Consider the following 23,793-nt stretch of genomic DNA (forward strand, 5'->3'; position numbering starts at 1 on the left):
TGTAATCAAGTTGCGTCTTGCCAATATGTTAAGCAAAATGCTCGATTACTGGAAATTTATCCATGTTAAAATGACGATTTTACACACAACAATAAACAACGTTAACGAGAACCAACCTATTGAATAATATAAGGATAAACTATTTCGTTATCGTTATCATAGCGCTCTTTTCAGCGGCCATTATCGCATTGAATATTACATGGCCAGATAGGCAAAAAGCGCAGATAAATAAGATTTTATCTCGTGGTGAGTTAAGAATTAGTACGATACCTTCACCATTGATAACGATGAACGATAAAAAGGACCCCGTAGGTTTCGATTATGAATTAGTTAAACGCTTTGCAGACTACTTAGGCGTGAAACTTGTCGTTAATATGCGGACAAATATCAACCAAATGTTTGATGATCTGGAGAATAATAAAGCTGATTTTATCGCCGCCGGATTACTTTATAATCAAGAGAGATTAGATAAGACACGCAGTGGCCCTGCTTACTTTTCAGTTTCTCAACAGCTCATTTACCGTAAAGGGACATTGAGGCCACGTAGCTTTGATACGTTAGATGGGCGCCTTGTTGTCACGGCTGGCTCTGCTCATGCAAGTTTATTGCGAACATTAAAAGAGACGCAATATCCCGAGCTTGAATGGGAAGAATCAGATAATCAGACAACCTCACAACTGCTAGAAGCATTATCTGAAGGCAAAATAACCTATGTGTTAGCAGACTCAATCAGTGTTGCAGTACAACAACGCATTCATCCGAATGTTGCCGTAGGGTTTGAAGTCACGGAAAGCCGACCATTAACATGGTATTTGCCGGATAGTGAAGATAACAGCTTATATGCGGCGATGCTTGATTACTTTAATCAATTATCTCAAGAAGATGTGTTAGCAAGACTTGAAGAAAAGTATTTTGGCCATGTGGGTTCGTTTGATTACTTCGATACTATCTCTTTTATTACGGCGATAGATTCTGTTTTACCAAACTATCAGCCCCTTTTTGAAAAATATGCAGATACTTTCGATTGGCGGTTATTGGCAGCTATGGCATGGCAAGAATCACATTGGGACCCTCATGCTACATCACCAACTGGAGTAAGAGGATTAATGATGTTAACTCGTCCCACGGCATCAAGTATGGGCGTTACTGATAGGCTTGATCCTGAAGAGAGTGTTCGAGGTGGAGCGCAATATCTTAAGCATCTCCTTTCGCGTTTACCAGATTCTATCCCTGAAGATGAAAGAATTTGGTTTGCATTAGCAGCATATAATATAGGATTTGGCCATATGCTTGATGCCAGAAGACTTACTGAGCAACAAAATGCCGATCCTGACAGTTGGCTAGATGTAAAATCAAGATTACCTCTACTTAGCCAAAAGAAATATTATGAAAATCTCCCTTATGGCTATGCCAGAGGGCATGAGGCTTATCGCTATGTTGAAAACATTCGACGATATCAACTCAGCCTTGTTGGTTACCTTCAAGCCAAAGAGAGCAAAAATAAAATATTATCTAAAGATCAAGAGGATGATGAAGAACAAGGAAGCTCACCATTGACTCAAGATATGGCTTATCAATAATTTTTTGTACTTAAAAACAACCAATTAAACAGCATAGCCTCTTTTATAGAGGCTTATTTATTTCATTTCTCTATTGAAAAATCTTTCCTGTCATAAAGCAATCCCTAAATTAATATTTTCTTAATACTAAGAATTGTTACATTTTTTCAAGTTTTTTTTCCCAAAAATAGGGAAAACTCATGTGTTAAAAAATGTAACACTCATTAGCAAAAACACTCAGCCAATGAGTAAATTGTATTTTAAATAACCTAACTAGTCATTTTAAGAGTATCAGAATAGGTAAAATATAAGAAAAAATTAACTTAAATACGTAGGAATTATCTCATTAGTTACTATTCATTTTATGATTATTATTTTGTTAAAAACTTTTTTTTCGTCAAAAATTAACTCAACCACTTCTTTATTAACATCTAACTTATTGAATTATATATATTATGATAATCTATAATTGTTTTTATTAATTTTCTTAACCTAATGTTAAGAACCTTACCTTTTATAAAGTTAAAATAATGTTAATTATATTGTCTATTAAATTTATCTGCCTGATAAACTTTTTAACCCATAAAGAGAGTAATAAAAATAATAAACCTATACAAAACTCTATTAATATGGAATAGGCGAGATTAAATATGAAAATTGAGGAAATCAACAAAACGTTATATCAAACAGAGCACATTTGTTGATATCATATAAACCAGTCATTATTCGAAATAACTCGAAATATAATGCAAATCAATTTTTATATTCCGACATTAATATTATTTTCTACAAGTAATAATACGCACGATCTTCAAGGGATTATTTATAATGAAACTGAGTAAAATTGCTTTAGCTGCTGCTTTAGTATTTGGTATTAATTCTGTTGCAACTGCTGAAACTCCTGCACCAAAAATTGGCGCAACTAAAGGCGAAATTCAATTAAAAGGTGAAATTGTTAATTCAGCTTGTGGATTAGCCGCTTCTTCAAGCCCTGTTATTGTTGACTTTAGTGAAATCCCAACTTCTGCATTAGCAAATATGCAGAAAGCAGGTAACGTTAAAAAAGATATCGAATTACAAGACTGTGATACTACCGTAGCAAAAACAGCTACTGTTAGCTATACACCAAGCGTTGTTAATGCAACAAATAAAGACTTAGCTTCTTTCGTATCTGGCTCAGCTTCTGGCGCAGGTATCGGTTTAATGGATGCTGGCAGCAAATCAGTAAAATGGAACACAGCAACAACACCTGTACAATTAGTTAATGGCGTTTCTAAAATCCCATTCGTTGCTTACGTTCAAGCTGAATCAGCTGACGCTACTGTAACTCCTGGTGAATTCCAAGCCGTTATCAACTTCCAAGTTGATTATCAGTAATCGTTTTATTTATTTTAATTAATTAAATAATAAATTACTGCATTAACGCAGGGGATTTCCTCTGCGTTAAATTTGATAAAACACTTCAATTTAATAAGAATAAAATAAAAATTAATTAAATAAATATTCATTATTTAATTGGTTTTTATTTTATTAATAATTAGGCGTTTATTCATGTTAATTTCTTTTTTTCACAGCACAATATGGAAAAACATTTGTGCCATTTTGCTATTGTGCTTAGCGTTTTCCGCTCAAGCTGAGCAAGATGATTCTGTGGAATTTAACATTCATATGCTAGATGCCGAAGACAGAGATAATGTTGATTTATCTCGTTTTGCAACTTCTAATTACATTATTCCGGGTATGTACTACTTAGATATCCGTATAAACGGCCGTGATTTCCCTCGCCAAAACATTAATTATGTTGAAGTGAAACCCAATTACTCCATCGCTTGTATTGACCCTACTCTTCTAAAAAAATTAACAGTTAACGAAGAAAATCAAAAATTTATCGAAGAAATCTCACCAGATTGTTTCGATATTAGTCAATTACCGGGTATCTCTATCAAAAATGATGGTGGTGTTCTCGATATTGTTATACCTCGCTCACTAATGAAGTATGAAGATACGGATTGGACGCCACCTGAATTGTGGGATCCGGGTGTATCTGGGCTATTAGTTGACTATACCTTAACAGGGACATCGACACGTCCTAATAAAGGTAATAATAACAATTCATTGACAGGATATGGGCAAGCAGGGATTAACCTTGGTGAATGGCGATTACGTGCTGAATATCAAGGAAATTATTCATCTGAATACTCATCAAACAATAGTTTTGATTGGAATCAGATTTACGCATATAAACCATTACCTAACCAAGCAGCAAAATTAACGCTTGGTGAAACTTACTTAAACTCCCAAGTTTTTGATAGTTTTCGTTTTACAGGCGCCAATATACAAAGTGATGAAAGAATGTTGCCCCCGTCGTTGCAAGGTTATGCACCTGAAATTCATGGTATCGCAAACACTAATGCCAAAGTAACGGTAACGCAAAATGGTCGCTTAATTTATGAAACCACCGTACCTGCGGGCCCTTTTGCTATTAAACATTTACAAGATACGGTACAAGGTCAATTAAATGTCAGAGTTGAAGAGCAAAACGGTAAAGTAAACGAATTCCAAGTACAAACAGCCAATCTACCTTATATGACTCGCCCAGGTTCAGTGCGCTATAACACATCAATCGGTCAGTCATCACTCAACAACCATAAAATGCAGGGGCCTGTTTTTTATCAAGGCGATTTTTCATGGGGTATGAACAACACATGGTCACTGTATGGCGGAGTTTTATTAACGGTTAAAGATTACAATGCGTGGTCATTAGGCTTAGGTCACGATATGGGGCGTTTAGGTACCCTTTCAGGTGATATTACTCAATCTTATAGCAAAACCTATGATAATGAGAATATCAACGGGATGTCTTTCAAACTGAACTACGCTAAAACATTCGATGAGTACCATAGTACGATTACTTTTGCTGGTTACCGTTTTTCAGAGAAAACATTCCGCTCTTTCTCTCAATATATAGATGAGCGTTATAACAATATTAATAACAATGGTTATGAAAAAGAGATGTATACCATTACAGGTAACAAAACTTTTTGGGCTGATGATATTGAAAAATCGACAACACTTTATCTATCTTATCGACACCAAAACTATTGGGATAAAAATACACAAGAACAATATGGTGTTACGGTAAGTCGCAATTTTTCTATTATGGGTATAGAACAGATTAATACTAATTTATCAGCATTTCGTACTCAGCATAAAGGAAATACTGATGACAGTATTTCTTTCAATATTTCAGTTCCATTAGGAAGTAGCAAAAGCCTTGGTTATAGCTTGCAAAACAGTAACGGAAAAGTGAACCAAATGGCCTCTTATTCTGATAATAGCAATTATAATAATCTATGGCGTATCCGAGCTGGTTTAAGCTCAGATAATAAAGCGAATACTGATGGTTATTATCAATACCGCTCGCAATATGCAGAAATTAATGCCAATGCAAGCTATCAACAAGATAACTATGTTGCTGTAGGTGCAACAGTAAAAGGCGGATTTACAGCTACTCGTCAAGGTGCTGCATTACATAGTAGCAGCATGACATCGAGTACAGCTCGAATGATGGTTGATACAGATGGCGTTGCAGGTGTTCCATTTAATAATCAAAGCACAACAACCAACCTATTTGGTATTGGAGTATTAACTGACTTAACCAGTTATAACAATGTTGATGCTCGTATTGATGTTGATAAAATGGATTCAGATATTGAAACACACAAAGCCATTACATCTGCAACGTTAACTGAAGGTGCGATTGGCTACTATAAATTTCCTGTTCGACAAGGTGAACGCCTAATGGCTATCTTACGAACTGTCGATCAAGCATACCCACCATTTGGTGCCGAAATTACCAATAAAAACGGTGAAAATATGGGAATGGTAATGGAAGATGGTTTAGTTTATATCGCCGGTGTTAACCTTAATGAATCATTAAACGTGATTTGGGGTGGTAAAACCCAGTGTACGATTACAATTCCAGCCGTAATTAACGATCCACTAAAACGTGAATCATTATTATGTCAGGGACTTTAATGAACAAAATGAATTACTAGAGATAATTGTATGAACTCATTCAACACACTCAAAACGCTTTTTTGTGGCTCATTAATTGCACTCAGCATAGTGAGTACGACTCAAGCGGGCGTGTCATTAGATAGAACTCGCGTTGTGCTTATGGGCAACGAAAACTCAGCGAGTGTAAACTTAAAAAATACTAGCCCTGATATTCCTTTTTTAGCGCAATCATGGGTTGAAAATGAACACGGACAAAAAATCGCATCTCCTTTAGTGGCGTTACCGCCCTTACAGCGTCTTGATGGTGACCAAAAAGGTGTTGTCAGAATTACCAAAACAGCAGAAATTGGGCTTTTGCCACAAGATAGAGAATCATTGTTTTATTTAAATGTTCGTGAAATTCCTCCGGCACCAAAACAAGCGAATGTGTTGCAAATGGCAATGCAGTCTCGCATTAAATTATTCTACCGCCCAACTGCTATTATTCCTGAAAAACCGGGCATGATTTGGCAAGACCAATTAGTATTTAAAAAACAAGGTAATCAATTTATTGCCGAAAACCCAACACCTTACTACATCACAATTATTGGGCTTTCTAATAAATTGAATGGTGAAGATAGCGATAAGTTAACCACTTTTCCTGGTTTAATGGTTGCGCCTAAATCATCACTGGAAATTCCAGTTAAAACGAGTAACGTCAATCAATTTTACATGATGTATGTAAATGATTACGGTGGGCATCCAGAATTAAAATTTGTTTGCCAACAAAATAGCTGTAAAGCAGCACCGAAAGACCAACAACCAAAATATTAATTAACTTGACGCCGGTAGGAATAAAATGCAATTAAATAAAAAAAACATTCATTCCAAATCAGTAATGCTATTTTTTACCGGCATTTTCTCATTAATGCCAATTTCAGCTATGGCTTATCTACAAGGGGAGGTAACAACCAATGGCGGACCTAATATTTTTTATGCTGCATTAGATAACACAACGTTCCCTAATAATCGAGCAGGTGAAACAACGACGGTTAGATTTTCCTTGCCAGATCGCTATGATGGTACGGTACATTGCCCTAGCACAAATATTGATAAAAGAGCATTAACTTACTTTAAAGCAACAACCGACTTAATTCCTGTTGGTGGCAATTTTTATCAATTAAATGAATACGTAGATGTTCGTATTAAATTTGAAATTTGGGGTCCAGATCCTCTCCCTACAGTCCCTTTTGAAAATAAAGAAAACAAAAGAAATAATCTGCAAGGTTGTACAAGACCTAATTCTCCCAAACCTCATATCGCATCAGGTAGCAGTGGAGAACTTACTTTCCGTTTAAGAAAACCGATTATTAACGGAGTAAGCTTAAATGGTCAATCTCTTGCACAAATGTATGCCATGGTAAGCTACAGAAACAAGCCGACAGAATATGGTAACGAACCTATATCTAAACTGATTATTACATCAGGGATCATCACAACTGAAGATAAATGTATCTTTAATAACGGTTCCCCAATTACCTTTGATTTTGGCAATGTTGGTAATACTTCTGACTATTTGAATGGCCAAAACTACAAGATCACACGCAATATTCCAATAAAATGTGAAGGTGGTAGTTTTACTAATCCTAACAGTCGAATTATGTTTAAAATTCAAACAGGAAGCTCAGGTATCGCTAGTTTTAATCCTAATTATCTTGGTACCACAGGACCTGTAGATAGGACAAATTTGGGGATTGTTTTAAGAGACAAATCAGGAGCGATTGTGCCACCTAATCAATATTTTTCTGTCGGGAAGCTGAATAATTTTAAAGGTAATTGGGAAGTTACTGCGGCTCCCATTGCAAAAACAGGTAGCAAAATTACAGAAGGCGAGTTTTCAGCACATGCCACATTAGTTGCGGAGTTTATGTAATGGGAACTCCAATAATAAAATCTGCTATTTCTCTTTTATTATTACTATCACCTTCTGCCTTTGCTGCTACAGAGCTGATTGGCGGTGATATGGAATTTAAAGGCGTTGTGGTTGCACATGGTTGTACCATAGTTGCTGGTGATGAAAATAAAGTAATCGATTTTAAGCAGATATCCGCCAAAGATCTCTATACCTTTCAAAAAAGTGAACCCGTTGCTTTTAGTATTAGTTTAGAAAATTGCAGCCAAGACATTTATAAAAGTGTCACAATTACACTTGATGGGAAAGAGCATCCGACTATGTCGAATCATCTTGCTGTTGTTGGTACAGGATCTGAAGATCCTAAAAGTATTGGGATTGTATTTACTGATATGCAACGCAATATAATTCAATTAAAAAAACCGAGCTCAACTCAACTTCTTAATAATAAACGTATTCAGTTTAATTTTATGACATATGTTGAAGCATCACCCTCTGCGCTGAAAAATCAAACATTGTTAACAGGCCCTTTCCAAGCACAAGCAACCTATACCCTTAATTATCAGTAAACAGATATCTATTCTTTTGTTGCTTGCTCTGTATTTGCTAAAACAGGACTATTATTTTGCTTTTTAAGTTGTTTCTTTTCAGCCCTTCTCATCTTAAAAAATTGGCTTAAAAGCTGTGAACACTCTTCACCTAATACACCTGAAGTTATCTCAACTTTATGGTTCATGCCGGGATGCTGTAAGATATCAATAAATGAGCCCGCTGCACCTGTTTTTAAATCTGAGGCGCCATAAACCACGCGTTTTACACGGCTATGTACAATCGCGCCAGCACACATCACACAAGGTTCGAGAGTAATATAGAGAGTAGCATCGAGGAGACGATAATTTTGCAAATGCTTCCCACCTTTGCGTAATGCCATAATCTCTGCATGTGCTGTAGGATCGTTATCGATAATTGAATGATTCCACCCTTTAGCAATGATTTTATTATCAACGACTAATACCGCACCCACCGGAATTTCGCCTATCTCTTGTGCTTTGTGCGCTTGCTCAATCGCTTTATGCATCCAATAAATATCATCTTTAACTTTATTCACAAGGATATCTCTTCATTATCATATAGCGGGATATTGTACCCTGTTTTCTATTGATAACTAAAGAGATTGTCTTGAATTGTTTATGACAAATATCGTGAAGATTAACTTTTAGTTTCTTCTTCACATAATCTGATAGGTCATTTGAATGATGTTACTTTAGGAAATGCCCTAGAAATGGTAATCTTATCTTCCTTTGCTTATCTCTCACTAAGCAAGAAAATTTAGGCGATATCCCTATTTGAATGATAAAGCACTACTTTATTGGATATAGCAACACAAAACTGATAGATGGTAACATATAAGTGCAAGATATAAGTTACTGAAATTTAATAATTTATATATTAAGTGACTGATATGGCTTTACTAATTACAAAGAAATGCATCAACTGTGATATGTGTGAACCAGAGTGCCCAAATGATGCTATTTCAATGGGGGATGATATTTATGAAATTAATCCTGATCTTTGCACTGAATGTGTAGGACATTACGATAAACCAACTTGCCAATCGGTTTGTCCGATTACCAATACGATCATCACTGATCCTACTCATATTGAATCTCAAGATGAATTATGGGAAAAATTTGTGTTGATCCACCACGCAGATAAGATCTAAATCTTAATCGATGATTTTGTGGGTGATAAATCTAAGAGAGCTATTTTTCTAAAATAACTGTCGCACAAGCATAACGCTGTTCATCAGCAAGTGTTACGTGAACAGAATTTATCCCCGCTTTCTCTGCCATCTCTTTTGCAACTGCTAAAAAATGCAATGTGGGTTTACCTAACTCATCATTACGCACTTCAAAATGATTAAAAGCCAATCCTAAACGGATACCTGTTCCTAATGCTTTTGCCGCAGCCTCTTTTACTGCAAACCGCTTAGCTAAAAAGCGAATTGGCTGTTTATGGGTTTGATAGATTTCCCATTCCGTTTCAGTAAGGATGCGACGAGCAAGGCGTTCACCAGAACGCCCTATAATATCTTCAATGCGTGATATCTCGACGATATCCATACCTAAGCCAACAATAGCCATTAACGACGCGCTTCTCGCATTAAGCGTTTCATTTCTTCAACCGCTGGTGCTAATCCACTAAATACGGCTCTACCAATAATTGCATGGCCAATATTCAGTTCATAAAGTTCAGGTAATGCAGCAATACGTTGTACATTGTGGTAATGCAAGCCATGTCCTGCATTCACTTTTAAGCCTTTAGATGCGGCATAAGTCACTGCATCACGTATACGCATAAACTCTTTTTCTTGAGCCATTTCATCTTCAGCGTCAGCATAAGCACCAGTGTGGATCTCAATAAAAGGCGCGCCAACACGGTCGGCTGCATTAATTTGTTCATGGTCAGGATCAATAAACAGAGAAACTTTGATACCTGCTAAAGATAAGCGTTTAATGGCATCAGCAACTTTTGCTTCATTGCCAACAACATCTAAACCACCTTCTGTTGTCACTTCTTGGCGTTTTTCAGGTACTAAACAGCAAAAATCGGGCTGAGTTTGACAAGCTATCTCGATCATCTCTTCAGTGACTGCCATTTCCAGATTTAATCTTGTCTGCACTGTTTGGCTTATCAGCATTAAATCGCGATCAGTGATATGACGTCTATCTTCACGTAAATGAATAGTAATACCATCAGCACCAGCTTGTTCTGCAATAAAAGCCGCTTGAACAGGATCGGGATACGTTGTGCCTCGGGCATTACGAAGGGTGGCGATATGGTCAATATTAACACCAAGTAGAATATCAGACATGCTCTTCTCCTGAAAAATAACGTTGCATTACCTTAGTTTACACATTCCATTGAGAAGAAAAAGACAATATTACTATTCTGCCTTCAATGCTTTTTCCTTTGGGGATTTTTTAATGGCAAATTGTCTAAAAAGTTCTCTACTTTTTAATGGTTTTCCGCCTAAGTAAGGCTTCAATGCCATTCGAGTAAACCTTTTTGCCGCTTTTAATGTTTCAACAGTAGGAAATTCTCGACTAGCTAAGGATTTTAATTCAAATCCAGTAAAACTATTATGATCAACCACTAAACTCGCAATAAAACCTTTTTCTTCCCGATAACGATAGGTCATTGAATCGGAAACAGGCTCTCCACTTCCGGCACAATGCAGAAAATCTAAGCCATAGCCAAGCTGTGTTAATAACGCAAGTTCAAAGCGTCTTAGTGCGGCTTCGGGTGTGGTTTCGCTAGCAGCAAGAATTTGCAAGCAGGAGAGGTATTCAAAAAAAAGTACACTGTAAGACGTACCATTTTCTAAAACCCGAGACAATAACTCATTAAGATACAAGCCACTGTATAGTACAGAGCCTGTCAGTGGTAATGCTAAAGAGATAGGTTCAGCATCACGAAGTGTTTTTATTTCTCCTCGCCCACTCCAACGAATGAGCAGAGGAGTAAAAGGTTGTAGCGCCCCTTTTAAGGGTGAACGACGGCCTCGCGCACCTTTTGACAAGATGCGTACTCGCCCTTCATTTTCAGTGAAAAAATCGAGTAATAAACTTGTTTCACTGTAAGGTCGAGCATGGATAACGAATGCACGTTGCCAGCCATCCACTTTAGTTACCTACTTTAAATCGTCCACATAGCCGAGACTACGTAAAGCACGCTCATCATCAGCCCAGCCAGCTTTGACTTTCACCCAAAGTTCTAAGTGAACTTTGTTTTCAAATAAGTCTTCCATATCCATACGGGCTTCAGTGCCAATTTTCTTGATTTTCGCACCTTTATTACCAATAACCATTTTCTTCTGGCCTTCACGCTCAACCAGAATTAATCCGTGGATATCATAACCACCACGCTCATTGGTAACAAATTGCTCAATTTCAACAGTGACCGAATAAGGTAATTCTTCACCCAAAAAGCGCATCAATTTCTCACGAATAATTTCTGAAGCCATAAAGCGCTGAGAGCGATCAGTAATATAATCTTCAGGGAAATGATGCGTAGCTTCTGGTAAACAATTACGCACGATTTTGGCTATCGTATCGACATTCATGTCTTTTTCAGCACTGATTGGTACGACATCAAGAAAATCCATTTGTTGGCTTAAAAAACCAATGTGTGGAAGTAACTTGGTTTTATCAATCACGTTATCCACTTTATTAATTGCTAATAAAACAGGGCAACGTAATGATTTTAATTTGTTCAATACCATTTCGTCGTCAGGCGTCCAGTTGGTGCCCTCAACAACGAAAATAACTAATTCAACATCACCAATCGAGCTGCTTGCTGCGCGGTTCATTAGTCTGTTGATGGCTCGCTTTTCTTCAATATGCAAACCAGGTGTATCCACATAAATTGCTTGGTAAGCACCATCTGTATCAATACCCATAATACGATGGCGCGTAGTTTGCGGTTTACGTGATGTAATAGAAACTTTCTGCCCCAGTAATTGGTTCAGTAGTGTTGATTTTCCCACATTTGGGCGACCGACTATCGCAATAAATCCGCAATAGGTTTGTTCTTCGCTCATTCAAGCTCCAGTTGTATTAATGCCTGTTCAGCAGCGGCCTGTTCAGCTTTACGACGACTCGTACCCATCCCTTTGACAGGTTGTTCGATACCGCTTATCTGACAATGGATCGTAAACTCTTGATCATGGGCTTCACCACGAACCTGTACCACATTATAAGAAGGTAATGGTAAGTGACGGCCTTGCAGATATTCTTGCAAACGAGTTTTAGGATCTTTTTGCTTATCGCCTGGACTGATTTCAGCCAAACGATTTTCATACCAGTTTAAAATGATTTTTTCGATATTTTGAATATCACTATCAAGGAAAATTGCACCAATTAAAGCTTCCACCGTATCCGCTAAAATTGATTCACGACGAAAACCGCCGCTTTTTAATTCCCCAGGGCCTAAACGTAGACATTCGCCCAGTTCAAATTCACGCGCTAATTCAGCGAGCGTGTTTCCACGAACAAGCGTTGCTCTCATTCGACTCATATCCCCTTCATCAACACGAGGAAATCGATGATAGAGCGCGTTAGCAATCACATAGCTTAGAATTGAATCACCTAAAAATTCTAAACGTTCATTATGTTTACTGCTGGCACTACGATGCGTTAAAGCCTGTAGTAATAATTCATTTTGCGTAAAAGTATAGCCCAGTTTTTTTTGTAACTGGTTTACTAATAAAGTATTCATGTGCGATCAATTTCCATAACTTAATTTGAAGCACACGCAACAAATCTGTTTAAGACAACGAGATATTACCGAGTTGGATAACAGAACTGTTGCGTTTGCACTGGCTCCTGTGAATAACAGGAGCCAATCATATTAAAGAAGTGGCATATTCTACACTGAGATAGAAAGGAATGCTGTAGCTATTTTGTCAATAGTTACTTAATGCCACCGATACGACTGAGACGAACACCAGTAGGCCATTCATTCTCTACTTTTTCGAAGCTCATCCAGATTGTTGTCGCTTTACCGACTAAGTTTTTCTCTGGAACAAAGCCCCAGAAGCGACTATCTGAACTACCGTCTCGATTATCCCCCATCATAAAGTAATGACCTTCAGGAACAATCCACGTACCGACTGGTAATCCTGGTTGGATAAACTCGGGCATTGTCATATCACCCGGTATTGTCATAATACGGTGAGAGACTTTATCAATAGTTTCTACCCTTTCCTCTTCACGTAATTGAGTTGCTGTTGAAATAGGCTCCTCAATTGGAATGGATTTCATACCATTAATACGCTGGCCACCTGGTACATTTTGTAATAATAGCGTCCATTCACTTGGGTACGCAGTACCATAAGTTACTGATATTTCGTCATTACAAATGGCTTTATCACAATTTGGATAGATATGAAGTTTTTTCGACATCATATCATAAACAATTTTATCACCTGGTAATCCTATAACACGTTTAATAAAGTCAGTAGAAGGATCACGAGGATACTTAAATACTGCGATATCACCTCGTTTTGGCTTCCCTGTATTAATTAATGTGGTTTGCGTAATTGGATCTTTTAATCCATAAGCAAACTTTTCAACCAAGATAAAATCGCCAACTAACAAGGTTGGCATCATGGAGCGAGAAGGTATTTGAAACGGCTCATACACAAATGAACGCAGAACCAAAACAATAATCAAAACTGGGAATAAGGAGCCTAATGTCTCTGCCCAGCTTGGTTTATTAATTGATTTTGCTAACTCTTGCTGATCCTCGGACCCTTGCGTCATCTCTTGAAGACGCTTTAGTTTTGCTTTTCGGGCTGGCTTGAGCTTAAAGCGCTCAATTCCCCAAAAAACGCCTGTTATTAGCGTTGCCAGCGTTAGGATCAAGGCAAACGTGTTAGCCATGTTTTCTCCTTAAATTATTTATCTTTACCAACATGAAGAATGGCTAAAAACGCTTCTTGTGGTAGCTCTACGTTACCAATCTGCTTCATGCGTTTTTTACCATCTTTCTGTTTCTGTAACAGTTTCTTCTTACGGCTAACGTCACCACCATAACATTTGGCTAATACGTTTTTACGTAACTGTTTAACAGTTGAACGAGCTATAATATGGTTGCCAATTGCCGCTTGGATGGCGATATCAAACTGTTGGCGTGGAATAAATTCTTTCATCTTTTCCACCAGCTCACGCCCACGATAAGGTGCATTATCGTTATGTGTAATCAATGCCAAAGCATCAACGCGATCACCATTAATCAAGACATCTACACGTACCATGTTAGAGCCTTGGAAACGAATAAAGTTATAGTCTAAAGAAGCATAACCGCGTGATGTTGATTTTAAGCGGTCAAAGAAATCTAATACCACTTCAGCCATCGGAATTTCATAAGTCAATGAAACCTGATTACCATGATAGACCATATTGGTTTGAACACCGCGTTTTTCGATACATAAAGTAATTACATTACCTAAGTATTCTTGCGGTAATAACATATGACATTCAGCAATAGGTTCTCTGATTTCTTCAATATTATTTAGTGGAGGCAATTTAGATGGGCTATCCACTGATATAATATCGCCGTTAGTCATTTCAACTTCATAAACTACGGTTGGGGCAGTTGTAATCAGATCAAGGTCATATTCACGTTCTAAACGTTCTTGAATAATCTCCATATGAAGGAGACCCAAGAAACCACAACGGAAACCGAAACCTAACGCGGATGAGCTTTCTGGCTCATAAAATAATGACGCATCGTTTAAGCTTAATTTACCTAATGCATCGCGGAATGATTCATAGTCATCAGAGCTAATTGGGAATAACCCCGCATAAACCTGTGGCTTAACTTTCTTAAAACCTGGTAAGGGTTTATCTGCTGGTTTTTGTGCCGCAGTTAAGGTATCCCCAACCGGCGCACCTAAAATATCTTTAATACCGCAAACAACCCAGCCGACTTCACCACAATTTAATGATGTAGTGTCAATTTGTTTTGGCGTAAAAATACCAATACGGTCAATGTTATAAACCTGTCCCGTACTCATTACCTTAATTTTATCGCCCTTGCTGACTTTACCGTTTTTAACGCGGATCAGTGAAACAACCCCAAGGTAGTTATCAAACCAAGAGTCAATAATCAGTGCTTGCAATGGAGCTTCAGGATCACCCTCAGGTGCGGGAATTTCTTTCACAAGGCGTTCGATAACTTCTTTAACACCTATACCTGTTTTTGCGGAACAACGCACCGCATCTGTAGCATCAATCCCCACAATATCTTCAATTTCTTCAGCAACACGCTCAGGCTCTGCTGCTGGTAAATCTATTTTATTTAAAACTGGAACGACGGTGAGATCCATATCCATCGCGGTATAACAGTTTGCTAATGTTTGCGCTTCAACCCCTTGTCCTGCATCAACGACCAATAAGGCACCTTCACACGCAGCAAGTGAACGAGATACTTCATAAGAGAAGTCAACGTGTCCTGGGGTATCGATAAAGTTAAGCTGATAAACTTCACCGTCATCAGCGGTGTAATTCAAGGTTACGCTTTGCGCTTTGATTGTAATACCACGTTCACGCTCAAGATCCATAGAATCAAGAACCTGCGCAGCCATTTCACGATCTGATAAGCCACCACAAATTTGAATAATTCGATCTGATAACGTCGATTTACCGTGGTCAATATGTGCGATAATGGAAAAGTTACGTATGTTTTTCATTCTGAAATTATTTTTCTCTATTGCTTTGCTCTATAAATCTGGCTTTGGAGTCATTCATGGACACAAAGCGAAAACTCTATATTGCAGGAGTTATTATTGATGACGCATTCTACACACTAGAGACATTATACTCAAAGAAACGTTCATCAAACACAAACATTTATGCTAAGACTTGCATTTATTTGTAATTTTTTGCGGGTAATTTCCAGATATAGAAACGCGTTAATTTAAGATAGATATTATTACAAAAGCAACATGGCAAAAATAATGGGGCAAATGCCCCATCTGTTTAATCAACCCATTATTTTTGAAATTGAACGCTAAGTTCATTCGGTGGAAGCCCTATTTGCAATACAATAGGTTCAAAACCTTCATCTTTACTCCACCAGGTCGCCACTTTTTTAGCAAATAAGAAACCAAGGACACCGCCCATAAGTCCACTGCAAAAAATAGCAAATTCACTGGAAAACCAAAGACCCGCAATGCCTGCAACAATAAATAAGCCAATAAGTGGCGTTAAATACACTAGCATTGCGGAAAGAAGTAGATTATTTTCAGGAATACCCACTTCCACTTTTTGCCCTTCGACTAAAGGTTGTGCGACGGGGAGTTCGAGTTGATGAACTGTCTCAGGCCCTATTTTATTTAATAAATAAGAGCCACATGCAGCCCGAGCTTGGCAACTACCACAGCCAGAAGACGATCCATAGCGTAATAACGCTCTTCCTTCATGCCAATGTATAACTGTTGCCCACTCTTTAACCATAACTTATACCTTTTACTTTTTCGTAAATACAACACTGTTGACTATCTTCTGTGCCGTAGAAAATGGTAATTGACCAATAAAGGTAATTTCATTGCCTTCTTTGTCATAGGTATAAATTGTATTACGACCATACCTCAACATTTTATCGCGTTCGGGCGAATTAACCTGTTGACCACTTTTATTAACATAAATGGAGAAGTCAAATAAACCGTCGCTAAATAAAATAGACTGACTAAACTCGGTTTCAGAAATCTGATGGTGACTACGTTTTACCTCTTTAAAACCCTCAGGCAATTGACTAACCGACCAGTTATAAACCAGAGGTTTAGCTTTTGGTACAAGTAATAAAGGTGGCATATTGACGGTACGTAACGAATTAAGTTCAGTTTCGACTTCACTCCCTTCATTAACTGTGATCACTCGAAATTGTTCAATGATGTCATTATTCTTATCTAATAAATCGACTCTTAACGGCAGATATCTCTCTTCATCAATAAACAAGACATAATCATAACGGTCATTATTTTTCGATAGTACTCGAACAACTCGGCTTGGAATATCACCAATATGCGTTCTACCTGCATCAATAAAATTATAATAATCTGATAATTCATTGAAATCTTGGTAAATGATAGAAGGGATATAATCAACGATATGATCATTTCTTAAGCTAAAAGCATCTAAGCCTGGTTCAAAGTAACTGATTTCATCACCACGTTGAACTATTTCACGGCGAGTACTATCCATTTGCATTAGTTGTGCAAGGGGTTTGCCATCAATAAGAGTATGACGATAGCGAATAGGAACAATACCTTGAGAATTAATATTGATAAAAGATAATTCATAGGTAGAAGTTTGACTTGTATGACCCATCTTTTGCAACAAAGCCTTGACACTACCTATTTGCGGTTGTGCCAAGGCTTGTATCGGCATTGACAGGCTGCCCACCAATAATAAGGTGGATAACCATGATTTTTTCATTACGACAGTTTCATTCCCACACGTTATTTATACATTCACATCTATTATTACTGTGTTACTACAGATTGAGTTTCACCTTGAGCACTAACTGGTGCTTCATTTTGTGGTGCATTATAGATACGACGATCTAACTCATACTGTTGCAACATTAATCCAAGGCGTTGATTACGCTCTTGTAAACGTGTTTGTTGGTCTTTACCTAAAGTATCGTTTTGAAGATTTAGGCTTACTGGTGAACCCGCCCCCATAATAGGTTGAGTATTAAATACAGGCGTATCTACTTGGAAATCTTCAGAACCACTTTTTCCATTATATTGCTGAACACCAACAATAACAGCTAATGAAACACAAGCCGCAACACCGATTTGAGTTAACTGACTTGCCCAAGGACGTAACGTTTGTAAGAAAGAGTGCTGACGCCATTGTGATGGCGCAGGTTGCTGCTCTTGTTGTTGTTCAGGACTTATGCGAACAGGTTCATTCTCTAAAGCGAGCGCAACGCGACTTGCGATATCAAAGTGGACTACTTCACCTACATCACCACGCATTGTGTCACGAATTAAATGGTAGCGTTGCCATGTCTCCTTCATGGAGTCATCACGAGCAATTGCACCCATTAATTCTTTATCAAGAACTTCGCCATCCATAAATGCAGAAAGTTTTTCTTTTTGCATGTAAAAGTACCCTTCAGTCAATGATGGTTCACCCACAATTAAAACTCTTGTATTAATGGTTGAACCTTATTATCAATAGCTTCTCGCGCCCTAAAAATACGTGAACGAACTGTTCCGACAGGGCAATCCATAATGACTGCTATCTCTTCATAGCTTAGTCCGTCAAGTTCCCGAAGTGTAATAGCAACCCTTAAATCTTCAGGTAATGACTCTATGGTGTGAAAAACCACTCTCCGTAACTCTTCAGACAACATTAAATTCTCAGGGTTCGAAATTTCTTTTAGTGCGTTTGGTGATTCGAAATTTTCCACATCACTTGCATCTAAATCATTCGAAGGCGGACGTCGCCCCTGTGCAACCAAATAATTTTTTGCTGTATTCACTGCAATACGATAAAGCCATGTATAAAAAGCACTATCTCCACGGAAAGAACCGATGGCTCGATAAGCTTTAATAAAGGCTTCTTGCGAAACATCTGGCACATCACCCTGTGGTACATAACGGGAAATCAGGCTTGCTACCTTGTGTTGATAGCGGATAACCAGCAAATTAAACGCTTTCTGGTCACCATTTTGTACCTTTTCAACCAACATTTGGTCCGTTAACTGCTCGCTCATTAGAGATGGACTCTCCCGAAGTCAAGCTTCGCACTATTTTTAAATGACTCCGTCATATTTACTCTCGTTATTCCTTCTCGTTTTTATGAGCTACAAGACTTAGAGCGAAAAAATAGTATGAAGTTCAATTCAATCATTATTTTAAGAGATGAATCACAAAAAAAATATCATGGTGATCACCAACCAAAATGCAATTTGCCAATAAAAAAACGATAACACAATGATATTATTTAAATATATACAATTACTTACAACAATATATATTATCCTAAATAATATATTATTAAATATAGATTTAATAATATAAATAAAAGTCAGTCACCCAAGATTGGAACTTATCGGTATAGTGCCCGTCATTATGACGAATAATAAGTTCATCTATACTGCATTCAACACTGCCTTGGTTTTGTCTTTGAAATGCTAACAAAATTCGATGATAAGGTTTATCTGCGCTGTCTTTAATATTAACGCGTTTTACAACATTCCACTCTTTTTTTTCTGCAATTTCAATAAATTGCTCGCCAATAGAATAAGGCAATACAACACAGAATAAACCATCTTCGGTGATAAGTAATTGCGCACTATCCAATAATCCCTCATGCGTTAAGGTTTTGGTATAACGCGCTTGCTCACGAACATCATTACGACAAGCAATTGCTGGCTCAAAATAAGGAGGATTACTAACAATCAGATCATACTTATTTTGTGCTTGCTCTGCATAATGATGAATATCACTATGATAGATATGAATAAGTGAATGCCATTGTGACTCTTGGGCATTTTCCGTAGCTTGTAATGCCGCCTTTTCATCAAGTTCAATGCCATCAATACACTCAACTTTATTCGCTCGTTGAGCTAGCATTAATGCAATTAAGCCACTCCCAGTACCAATATCAAGTGCTCTTTTTATATTATTAATAGGCGCCCAAGCCCCTAATAAAACACCATCTGTACCCACTTTCATTTCACACTTATCATGAGCAACAAAAAATTGTTTAAATGTAAAACCACCTTTGCGTAATCCCGCTTTTTTCACTTTCTTTTGATTCATCTATAAACTCTATTGATTCGCCTTACTATCTCTTTTTATTACTTATCATTCATGTCATTGAAAAAGAGATATATGGTATGATAACGCTTCTGCAACCCCTATCTTAACATTAAACTATTTGTATACGATGCACGCTTATTTAGATTAAGCCTAAAAACAACGAATACCTTCGTCTATCGGTAATATATAATGTGATAGCGGTAAATCCTCTGGCTTTTAGCGGGGGATAATGTCAAAATCCGCGCCCTAAACAGAGGTATACAATGACAGCCACGACATTTTCCAGTCTTGAACTTGATGAAAGTTTATTGACCGCATTAGAAGAAAAAGGATATCAACGTCCTACTGCAATTCAAGCAGATGCTATTCCAGCAGCAATGGATGGACGTGATATTTTAGGCTCTGCGCCAACAGGCACAGGGAAAACTGCGGCATTTTTACTTCCGGCAATTCAACACTTGCTTGATTATCCACGTAAAAAATCAGGCCCGCCGCGTATTCTTATCCTAACGCCAACACGCGAACTTGCTATGCAAGTTGCCGAGCAGGCAAAAGAATTATGTGCGCACACACATTTAGATATCGCCACAATCACCGGCGGTGTTGCTTATATGAATCACGCTGAGGTTTTTAGCGAGAACCAAGATATCGTTGTTGCAACTACAGGTCGTCTATTACAGTACATCAAAGAAGAAAACTTTGACTGCCGTGCGGTAGAAATGCTGATTTTAGATGAAGCAGACCGCATGTTAGATATGGGTTTTGCTAATGATATCGAAACTATTGCAGGCGAAACTCGCTGGCGCAAACAGACATTACTGTTCTCAGCAACACTAGAAGGTAATGCGGTTATTGATTTTGCACAGCGTATCCTCAACGAGCCGGTTGAACTAAATGCCGATCCATCTCGCCGCGAACGTAAAAAAATTCAGCAGTTCTATTATCATGCTGATAATCTTGAACACAAAACCGCATTACTTGCTGCATTACTGAAGCAAAACGATGTTAAAAAATCGATTGTCTTTGTTCGTAAAAGAGAGCGAGTAAGAGAGCTTGTCACTGCATTAGAAAAACAAGGTATTAAATGTAGCTACCTTGAAGGTGAAATGGCGCAAACACAGCGTAACGATGCGATCAAACGTTTAGAATCAGGCAAAATGAATGTGCTTGTTGCCACAGACGTTGCTTCTCGTGGCCTTGATCTAGATGACATCACACACGTTTTCAACTTTGACTTACCTCGTACTGCCGATGTTTACTTGCATCGTATTGGTCGTACAGGACGTGCGGGTCGTAAAGGTATCGCAATTTCATTAGTTGAAGCTCACGATCACCCATTATTAGGTAAAATTGGCCGTTATGTTCAAGAACCCATTAAATATCGTGTTATTGCTGAACTACGTCCAGAAACCAAAGCACCAAGCCTGAAAGCAACATTCAAACCTTCTAAAAAAGTGCTTGCTAAACGCAAAGCGAAAAAAGAAGAAGAGAAAAAAGCAGTTAAAGAAAAAGTGCGGACTCGCGATCGTAAAAATATTGGTAAACGTCGCAAAGCAGTTGCTAAGCATACAGAAAAAAACGTTGCTCCTACTGCACCAGCAAAAGAAACGAATACTGATAACGAATAATCTGTATTCTTTATGATGTTATAAAAAACCGTAGCTATATAATAGTTACGGTTTTTTGTTATTTTATCTTTCTTCTTATTTTATATAAAAAAAGCCCGATATTTTCATATCGAGCTTATTATTAACTTATTACTTTAGTGAAAATTACAGGCTTTCTGTGAAAGTACGAGTAATAACATCACGTTGTTGTTCTGGGGTCAGTGAGTTAAAACGCACTGCATAACCAGAAACACGAATAGTTAATTGCGGATATTTCTCAGGATTGTTAACAGCATCTTCCAGTGTTTCGCGGCTTAATACGTTAACGTTAAGGTGTTGACCACCTTCTACACGAACAACCGGTTTAGATTCTACAGGTACTTCACGGTATTCGATATTGCCTAACTCTTTACGGCTAATTACTTGGCCTTCTTCAAAGCCTTTTTTAGCACAGATGCAACGAGCTTCGCCGTTTTCATCATCTAACAACCAGAAAGAGTGTAATAAATCGTCGTTATCAGCTTTAGTAATTTGGATACCAGTAATCATTTCGACCTCCAATTTGGGCGCAAAATCAAATTCTAATCTCATATCAGAACTTGGGTATTTGGTCTAACCAATGTTTCTGTCTACTTATATACCAGTATAAATGGTGCCATTCTTTGATAAATATCAATAAAATTCATAAGCACTTTACCTACCAAGGCGCAAAGTGTTGTTTTAAATCAATTATTATTAAAAGCTAACTTGCAATTTTTTTTGTAAATTTTCAAAGAAAAGTTGAGAAATCAATTAATTTTTTATTTTTAGTCCGTAATATTTTCATTCCCCTGATGAAATCGGTAAGCTTAGACACGATAAGATATCAACAAGGATTTTAGGTTATGACTGCACCATTAACTTGGCATGATGTGATAGGCGCTGAAAAAGAAAAGCCTTACTTTCATCAAATTATGTCTCAAGTCGCACAACAAAGAGCCGCAGGTAAAATTATTTATCCTCCTCAAGAAGATATTTTTAATGCTTTTCGTTTTACGCCTTTTGATAATGTAAATGTCGTTATTTTAGGACAAGATCCTTATCACGGCCCCAATCAAGCTCATGGGCTCTCTTTCTCAGTACGACCAGGCGTACCAGCCCCTCCTTCATTAGTCAATATGTATAAAGAGCTTGAAAAAGAATACCCTGATTTTAAACGCCCTAACCATGGCTATTTAGAAAGTTGGGCAAAACAAGGCGTTTTATTGCTTAATACCGTATTGACCGTAGAGAAAGGCCAAGCACATTCTCACGCTAATTATGGTTGGGAAATATTTACAGATGCTGTTATTGAGCAGATTAATCAACGTAGAGAAGGTGTTATTTTCCTACTTTGGGGCGCACATGCTCAGAAAAAAGGCCGTTTTATTGATACAAATAAACACGTTATTTTAAAAGCACCTCATCCATCACCACTTTCTGCTCATAGAGGCTTTTTAGGCTGTGGTCATTTTAAACAGGCTAATGATATTTTACAGCAACAAGGCCGAACACCAATCAATTGGCATCTTGATCCTATTGAATAAAATCACTCTATAAAATATAAAACCGCACAATAACAAGAATATTAAATAATCTTCGTGTTGTGCGGTTTACTTTATCTACATGTAATAGCACATGTGATAACTAATGTTTTATTGATATTATTTAGAAACGATAACCATCGCTGGGCGCAATAAACGACCGTTTAAGGTATATCCTTTTTGCATAACATCGACAACATGATTAGATTCATGCTCAGGGCTATCGATTAAAGTCATCGCTTGGTGAACTTCTGGGTTAAATGCCACATTTTTTTCTTCAACCACTTCAATGCCAAATTTACGAACGGCATCTAAGAATGACTTCAGTGTTAACTCTAACCCTTCAATCATTGGCTTTAATGATTCATTTTCATGATCAGCCGCAGATAACGCACGCTCTAAATTATCAAGTACCGGCAATAACTCATTAGAAAATTTTTCAAGTGCAAATTTATGTGCTTTCTCAATATCCTGTTGAGTACGGCGACGCACATTTTCAACTTCTGCTAAAGCACGAGCCATGGCTTCACGCTCTGTTTTTTGAGATTGCTCTAGTTGTTTTTCAAGAGAATCAATACGCGCTAATGCTTCCACTAACTCCGCTTGAGCATTAAAGTCCGCTTGTGCTTCTTCAGTTGTTACTTGCTCTTGAGACTCATCCATTACAGATCCCATTCCTTCTTTTTCTTTTGAGACTTGCTCTTCATGTACATTTTGTTCTTTACTACTCATGAACATCTCCGCGTAGTTTTAGTATTCATCTTCATATTTAGTTTATTATGGGGATCAATAAACGGGTTTCAAGGAA

At 37.6% G+C, this 23,793-nt stretch carries 24 protein-coding genes; 9 read left to right on the top strand and 15 right to left on the bottom strand.

What is annotated here, in order from left to right; all coding sequences use genetic code 11:
- Window positions 1–119 precede the first annotated feature (119 nt).
- The 6 genes from mltF (at window position 120) to CUB63_RS06860 (ending at window position 8,039) form a co-directional block, all read left to right on the top strand.
- Window positions 120–1,580 (top strand): membrane-bound lytic murein transglycosylase MltF, encoded by a 1,461-nt coding sequence (gene mltF / locus CUB63_RS06835; protein ID WP_006533474.1) that lies wholly within the window; start codon window positions 120–122, stop codon window positions 1,578–1,580.
- Between the two features lie 807 nt (window positions 1,581–2,387).
- Window positions 2,388–2,936, top strand: a complete 549-nt coding sequence (locus CUB63_RS06840; RefSeq protein ID WP_006533475.1) for a fimbrial protein — start codon at window positions 2,388–2,390, stop codon at window positions 2,934–2,936.
- Window positions 2,937–3,110: 174 nt separating this feature from the next.
- Complete coding sequence (locus CUB63_RS06845; RefSeq protein WP_109847737.1) at window positions 3,111–5,597, top strand: fimbria/pilus outer membrane usher protein; 2,487 nt, start codon at window positions 3,111–3,113, stop codon at window positions 5,595–5,597.
- A 30-nt stretch (window positions 5,598–5,627) separates the two neighbouring features.
- Entirely contained in the window at window positions 5,628–6,392 is a 765-nt protein-coding gene (locus tag CUB63_RS06850) for a fimbrial biogenesis chaperone (protein ID WP_072063254.1), read from the top strand.
- 94 nt (window positions 6,393–6,486) lie between these two features.
- Entirely contained in the window at window positions 6,487–7,491 is a 1,005-nt protein-coding gene (locus CUB63_RS06855; protein ID WP_229096611.1) for a fimbrial protein, read from the top strand.
- On the top strand, window positions 7,491–8,039 hold the full coding sequence (locus CUB63_RS06860; protein ID WP_109847738.1) for a fimbrial protein: 549 nt from the start codon (window positions 7,491–7,493) through the stop codon (window positions 8,037–8,039). The genes CUB63_RS06855 and CUB63_RS06860 overlap by 1 nt, the downstream gene beginning before the upstream one ends.
- Before the next feature lie 8 nt (window positions 8,040–8,047).
- Here CUB63_RS06860 and tadA read toward each other — a convergent pair whose 3' ends face one another.
- The gene (gene tadA / locus CUB63_RS06865) at window positions 8,048–8,578 is read right to left on the bottom strand and encodes a tRNA adenosine(34) deaminase TadA (protein WP_006533484.1); all 531 of its coding nucleotides are present in this window, start codon (window positions 8,576–8,578) and stop codon (window positions 8,048–8,050) included.
- 354 nt (window positions 8,579–8,932) lie between these two features.
- On the opposite strand from tadA, the gene CUB63_RS06870 reads away from it, so the two are divergent.
- Window positions 8,933–9,193 carry a YfhL family 4Fe-4S dicluster ferredoxin gene (locus CUB63_RS06870; RefSeq protein WP_072063256.1) on the top strand — a complete coding sequence of 87 codons (261 nt, stop codon included), beginning with the start codon at window positions 8,933–8,935 and terminating at the stop codon, window positions 9,191–9,193.
- Window positions 9,194–9,233: 40 nt separating this feature from the next.
- Here CUB63_RS06870 and acpS read toward each other — a convergent pair whose 3' ends face one another.
- The 12 genes from acpS to trmN form a co-directional block, all read right to left on the bottom strand.
- Complete coding sequence (gene acpS / locus CUB63_RS06875) at window positions 9,234–9,614, bottom strand: holo-ACP synthase (protein WP_072063257.1); 381 nt, start codon at window positions 9,612–9,614, stop codon at window positions 9,234–9,236.
- Window positions 9,614–10,345 carry a pyridoxine 5'-phosphate synthase gene (pdxJ, locus tag CUB63_RS06880; protein ID WP_006533563.1) on the bottom strand — a complete coding sequence of 244 codons (732 nt, stop codon included), beginning with the start codon at window positions 10,343–10,345 and terminating at the stop codon, window positions 9,614–9,616. The genes acpS and pdxJ overlap by 1 nt, the downstream gene beginning before the upstream one ends.
- A 72-nt stretch (window positions 10,346–10,417) precedes the next feature.
- Window positions 10,418–11,155, bottom strand: a complete 738-nt coding sequence (recO, locus tag CUB63_RS06885) for a DNA repair protein RecO (protein ID WP_006533564.1) — start codon at window positions 11,153–11,155, stop codon at window positions 10,418–10,420.
- A 9-nt stretch (window positions 11,156–11,164) separates the two neighbouring features.
- Window positions 11,165–12,073 carry a GTPase Era gene (gene era, locus CUB63_RS06890; protein ID WP_072063259.1) on the bottom strand — a complete coding sequence of 303 codons (909 nt, stop codon included), beginning with the start codon at window positions 12,071–12,073 and terminating at the stop codon, window positions 11,165–11,167.
- Complete coding sequence (rnc, locus tag CUB63_RS06895) at window positions 12,070–12,750, bottom strand: ribonuclease III (protein WP_072063260.1); 681 nt, start codon at window positions 12,748–12,750, stop codon at window positions 12,070–12,072. Before rnc ends, era begins: the two co-directional genes overlap by 4 nt.
- A 194-nt stretch (window positions 12,751–12,944) precedes the next feature.
- Window positions 12,945–13,916 (bottom strand): signal peptidase I, encoded by a 972-nt coding sequence (lepB, locus tag CUB63_RS06900; protein ID WP_006533568.1) that lies wholly within the window; start codon window positions 13,914–13,916, stop codon window positions 12,945–12,947.
- A gap of 14 nt (window positions 13,917–13,930) precedes the next feature.
- Window positions 13,931–15,727 (bottom strand): translation elongation factor 4, encoded by a 1,797-nt coding sequence (lepA, locus tag CUB63_RS06905; protein WP_072063262.1) that lies wholly within the window; start codon window positions 15,725–15,727, stop codon window positions 13,931–13,933.
- A gap of 301 nt (window positions 15,728–16,028) precedes the next feature.
- Window positions 16,029–16,493, bottom strand: a complete 465-nt coding sequence (gene rseC, locus CUB63_RS06910) for a SoxR-reducing system protein RseC (RefSeq protein ID WP_006533571.1) — start codon at window positions 16,491–16,493, stop codon at window positions 16,029–16,031.
- A 12-nt stretch (window positions 16,494–16,505) separates the two neighbouring features.
- A complete protein-coding gene (gene rseB / locus CUB63_RS06915; RefSeq protein ID WP_072063263.1) occupies window positions 16,506–17,474 on the bottom strand; it encodes a sigma-E factor regulatory protein RseB in 969 nt (322 codons plus the stop codon).
- Window positions 17,475–17,521: 47 nt separating this feature from the next.
- On the bottom strand, window positions 17,522–18,148 hold the full coding sequence (gene rseA / locus CUB63_RS06920) for an anti-sigma-E factor RseA (RefSeq protein ID WP_202608224.1): 627 nt from the start codon (window positions 18,146–18,148) through the stop codon (window positions 17,522–17,524).
- 38 nt (window positions 18,149–18,186) lie between these two features.
- Window positions 18,187–18,765 carry an RNA polymerase sigma factor RpoE gene (gene rpoE, locus CUB63_RS06925; RefSeq protein WP_006533574.1) on the bottom strand — a complete coding sequence of 193 codons (579 nt, stop codon included), beginning with the start codon at window positions 18,763–18,765 and terminating at the stop codon, window positions 18,187–18,189.
- 295 nt (window positions 18,766–19,060) lie between these two features.
- Window positions 19,061–19,816: a tRNA(1)(Val) (adenine(37)-N(6))-methyltransferase TrmN gene (gene trmN / locus CUB63_RS06930; protein WP_072063265.1), complete on the bottom strand. Its 756-nt coding sequence runs from the start codon at window positions 19,814–19,816 to the stop codon at window positions 19,061–19,063.
- Window positions 19,817–20,079: 263 nt separating this feature from the next.
- On the opposite strand from trmN, the gene srmB reads away from it, so the two are divergent.
- Window positions 20,080–21,444, top strand: a complete 1,365-nt coding sequence (gene srmB / locus CUB63_RS06935) for an ATP-dependent RNA helicase SrmB (protein WP_072063266.1) — start codon at window positions 20,080–20,082, stop codon at window positions 21,442–21,444.
- 144 nt (window positions 21,445–21,588) lie between these two features.
- On the opposite strand, the gene grcA is transcribed toward srmB, so the two are convergent.
- Window positions 21,589–21,972, bottom strand: a complete 384-nt coding sequence (gene grcA, locus CUB63_RS06940; protein ID WP_109847739.1) for an autonomous glycyl radical cofactor GrcA — start codon at window positions 21,970–21,972, stop codon at window positions 21,589–21,591.
- A 335-nt stretch (window positions 21,973–22,307) separates the two neighbouring features.
- Between grcA and ung the strand changes: the two genes are divergently transcribed.
- Window positions 22,308–22,988: a uracil-DNA glycosylase gene (gene ung, locus CUB63_RS06950; protein ID WP_006533579.1), complete on the top strand. Its 681-nt coding sequence runs from the start codon at window positions 22,308–22,310 to the stop codon at window positions 22,986–22,988.
- A gap of 117 nt (window positions 22,989–23,105) precedes the next feature.
- On the opposite strand, the gene grpE is transcribed toward ung, so the two are convergent.
- A complete protein-coding gene (gene grpE / locus CUB63_RS06955; protein ID WP_109399836.1) occupies window positions 23,106–23,717 on the bottom strand; it encodes a nucleotide exchange factor GrpE in 612 nt (203 codons plus the stop codon).
- Window positions 23,718–23,793 lie beyond the last annotated feature (76 nt).

Origin of the sequence: Proteus penneri (assembly GCF_003144535.1) — a bacterium.
GTDB classification, from domain to species: Bacteria; Pseudomonadota; Gammaproteobacteria; order Enterobacterales; family Enterobacteriaceae; genus Proteus; species Proteus penneri.